Annotated in this window: 5 protein-coding genes and 1 pseudogene; all 6 read right to left on the bottom strand. The window is 53.2% G+C overall.

Going from position 1 to position 3,145, the window contains the following annotated elements; genetic code table 11:
• Nucleotides 1–518 (bottom strand): annotated as a pseudogene (locus tag G5358_RS20605) (F0F1 ATP synthase subunit alpha); the annotation flags it as partial.
• Nucleotides 519–533: 15 nt separating this feature from the next.
• A complete protein-coding gene (gene atpH, locus G5358_RS20600) occupies nucleotides 534–1,067 on the bottom strand; it encodes a F0F1 ATP synthase subunit delta (RefSeq protein WP_033115241.1) in 534 nt (177 codons plus the stop codon).
• 13 nt (nucleotides 1,068–1,080) lie between these two features.
• Nucleotides 1,081–1,551, bottom strand: coding sequence for a F0F1 ATP synthase subunit B (atpF, locus tag G5358_RS20595; RefSeq protein ID WP_204480536.1), 471 nt, complete (start codon nucleotides 1,549–1,551; stop codon nucleotides 1,081–1,083).
• A 55-nt stretch (nucleotides 1,552–1,606) separates the two neighbouring features.
• Nucleotides 1,607–1,849, bottom strand: a complete 243-nt coding sequence (gene atpE, locus G5358_RS20590; protein WP_005307205.1) for a F0F1 ATP synthase subunit C — start codon at nucleotides 1,847–1,849, stop codon at nucleotides 1,607–1,609.
• A gap of 58 nt (nucleotides 1,850–1,907) precedes the next feature.
• On the bottom strand, nucleotides 1,908–2,690 hold the full coding sequence (gene atpB / locus G5358_RS20585; protein ID WP_005339335.1) for a F0F1 ATP synthase subunit A: 783 nt from the start codon (nucleotides 2,688–2,690) through the stop codon (nucleotides 1,908–1,910).
• An 8-nt stretch (nucleotides 2,691–2,698) separates the two neighbouring features.
• Nucleotides 2,699–3,109, bottom strand: coding sequence for an ATP synthase subunit I (locus G5358_RS20580; RefSeq protein ID WP_019445506.1), 411 nt, complete (start codon nucleotides 3,107–3,109; stop codon nucleotides 2,699–2,701).
• Nucleotides 3,110–3,145: the final 36 nt, after the last annotated feature.

Here is a 3,145-nt window from a genome sequence, read left to right as displayed (position 1 = left end):
ACCTGGCGGTCACCGATGATCAGCTCACGCTGGCCACGACCGATAGGGATCATGGCATCGATGGCTTTCAGACCGGTCTGGACAGGCTGGTCAACAGACTTACGCTCGATAACGCCCGGGGCAATCACTTCTACCGGAGAGAAGCCATCGTGCTCGACCGGACCTTTACCGTCGATAGGCTGACCCAGGGTGTTGACCACCCGGCCCAACAGACCACGACCAACCGGCACTTCCAGAATGCGGCCAGTACCTTTTACTTTCATCCCTTCGGCCAGATCGGCATAGGGACCCATTACTACGGCACCAACGGAGTCACGCTCCAGGTTCAATGCCAGAGCGTAGCGGTTGCCCGGCAGCTCGATCATCTCACCCTGCATGGCATCGGCCAGGCCGTGAACACGAATGATACCGTCGCTTACAGAGACGATAGTACCTTCGTTACGCGCTTCGCTCTTTACATCAAACTGCGCAATGCGCTGCTTGATCAGCTCGGCGATTTCAGTGGAATTCAGTTGCATGCTCTAATACCCCAATCAAGATTGCAGCGCGTCAGCCATGCGATCCAGCTTACCGCGGACAGTTCCGTCGATAACCAGATCACCGGCCTTGATGAGCACCCCGGCCATCAAGGACGCATCGATGCTGCAATTCAGCTTCACTTTGCGCGCGAGACGTTGTTCCAGAGAAGCCTGAATATTGGCTTTCTGCTGGTCGGTCAGTGCAATCGCCGATGTCACGTCAGCCTGAACTTCTTTATCCAGTTCAGCCTTGAACACCACAAATTCGGCAACGACCGCCGGCAGCACACCCAAGCGACCATTCTCGGCCATTACCCGGATCAGGTTCTGGCCATGCTCGTCGAGTTGCTCACCGCAGATGCTGACAAACAGTTTTGCCAGCTCTTCGGCAGCCACAGAGCCGTTTACCAGGGAGTGGATGGTCTCGTTCTTCGCTACTTCCGCAGCGAAGCTGAGCATCCCCAGCCACTGATCAACCGCCTTGTGCTCAACGGCAAACTCGAAAGCAGCCTTGGCGTAGGGGCGAGCGATTGTAGTCAGTTCAGACATAGCCCCGTTCCCGTTACAGTTCTGCTACCAGTTTGTCGACGATGTCGCTGTTGGCAGCCTGGTCGATTTGGCGCGCCAGGATCTTCTCTGCACCCGCAATGGCAAGAGCAGCAACCTGCTTGCGCAGTTCCTCTTTGGCACGATGACGTTCAGCTTCAATCTCGGCACGGCCTTGAGCCAGGATTTTTTCCCGCTCAGCCTGAGCACCGACAGTTGCCTCATCAATGATCTGGGCCTTGCGTTTGTTGGCCTGTTCAATGATTTCAGCAGCCTGCAGCTTGGCTTCTTTCAGCTGATCGACGGCGTTGGCCTTGGCCAAATCCAGATCTTTCTTGGCTCGTTCGGCAGAAGAGAGACCGTCAGCAATAGCTTTCTGACGGGCTTCGATGGCAGCCATCAGCGGCGGCCATACATACTTCATGCAAAACACAACGAAGAAGAAAAAAGCAATTGCTTGGCCGAGGAGGGTGGCGTTGATATTCACAGCCGATGTCCTCTTTAGTTAGTTAATGGGTTATGCCTGGAGATGTCGTAACGACTTAGCCAGCAACCGCAAACATCACATACAGACCCAGACCAACGGCGATCATCGGGATCGCATCCACCAGACCCATTACGATGAAGAACTGGGTACGCAGAACAGGGATCAGATCAGGTTGACGAGCAGCACCTTCCAGGAACTTGCCACCCAGAATACCGATACCGATGGAAGCGCCGATAGCAGCCAGACCCATCATCATTGCAGCAGCGATGTACAGCAGGTCCATGTTCAAGTTTTCCATGAGGATCTCCAGTTATTTAGATGTAATTGATTGTATAAAAAGGATTATTTGAGTTGCATCAACCATGGTCTTCCTGCGCCATCGACAGATAGACGATGGTCAGAACCATGAAAATGAATGCCTGCAAAGTGATGATCAGGATGTGGAAAATTGCCCAAGGCACGGACAGGATCCACTGTGACCACCAGGGTAACAAACCAGCAATCAGGATAAAGATCAGTTCGCCAGCATACATGTTGCCGAACAGTCGAAGACCCAGAGAGACCGGTTTGGAAATCAGCGTAACAGTTTCCAGGATGAGGTTAACCGGGATGGCCGCCGGGTGGTTGAAAGGCTGAAGCGTCAGCTCCTTCACAAACCCGCCGATACCCTTGACCTTGATGCTGTAATACAGGATCAAGAAGAACACGCCCAAAGCCATGGACATGGTGATGTTAACGTCAGCAGAGGGAACCACACGCAGATAGGGAATACCCATCAATTGTGCAGCGTGAGGGATAAAGTCAACGGGGATCAGATCCATGAAGTTCATCAGGAAGATCCACACAAACACCGTCAGCCCCAAAGGTGCGATGACCTTGTTGCGACCGTGAAAGATGTCTTTGACGTTACCATTCACAAACTCGACCAGCATCTCCACAAAGCACTGCAGCTTACCCGGCACCCCGCTGGTAGCGTTAACGGCTACTTTGCGGAACAGCAGGATAAACAGGGCGCCTAGCACGACGGAAAATACCATTGAGTCGATATTGACCGTCCAGAACCCGGACCCGACTTGAAGGTGGGTCAGGTGGTGGGAGATATATCCCTGAGGAGTCAGGACTTCTCCGGTTGCAGACATGAGTTTTCCTAATAGTGGTTGTTAAGCGTGAATGAAACCATCCACTGTACAACGAGGGCGAGGATATAAGTGGCGAAAAACGAGACGGTAACGACCTCGACTCCCGCACCAAACATCAGGGCGAATAGACCTGTTGTAGAAATGAGCTTAATCCCTGCCCCACCATAAAAGTCCCGCAAAACCAGGCCCACACTCTCGGTTGTCACCTTGCGGCGCAGCACCCAGACAGTAAACAAGGCTTGAGGAACCCAGTACATCCCCCCTCCGTAGAGGGCGGAATAACCGGCGCTGGCACCAGTCAGGTAAAACCAGACGGCACTCATCGCCAGGATCAGGATGAGCTGACAAACGAGCATAACCAAGGCCAGTGTCAAACCTTCCAAGGCTATTTTCTGCTTCACCAACCTACCCCTGAACATTACAGAACTGTAAAAAATCGGGATCCGAAGACCCCA

The organism is Aeromonas sp. 604176, assembly GCF_049170755.1.
Lineage (GTDB): Bacteria > Pseudomonadota > Gammaproteobacteria > Enterobacterales > Aeromonadaceae > Aeromonas > Aeromonas veronii_A.
The sequence above is the reverse complement of the archived record's forward strand: the minus strand, read 5'-3'. Positions and strand labels throughout refer to the sequence as shown.

Excerpts from the sequence above, each read along its gene's own strand:
- atpH (WP_033115241.1), bottom strand. The coding sequence starts at position 1,067 with ATGTCTGAACTGACTACAATCGCTCGCCCCTACGCCAAGGCTGCTTTC.
- atpE (WP_005307205.1), bottom strand. The coding sequence starts at position 1,849 with ATGGAAAACTTGAACATGGACCTGCTGTACATCGCTGCTGCAATGATG.
- G5358_RS20580 (WP_019445506.1), bottom strand. The coding sequence starts at position 3,109 with ATGTTCAGGGGTAGGTTGGTGAAGCAGAAAATAGCCTTGGAAGGTTTG.
- atpB (WP_005339335.1), bottom strand. The coding sequence starts at position 2,690 with ATGTCTGCAACCGGAGAAGTCCTGACTCCTCAGGGATATATCTCCCAC.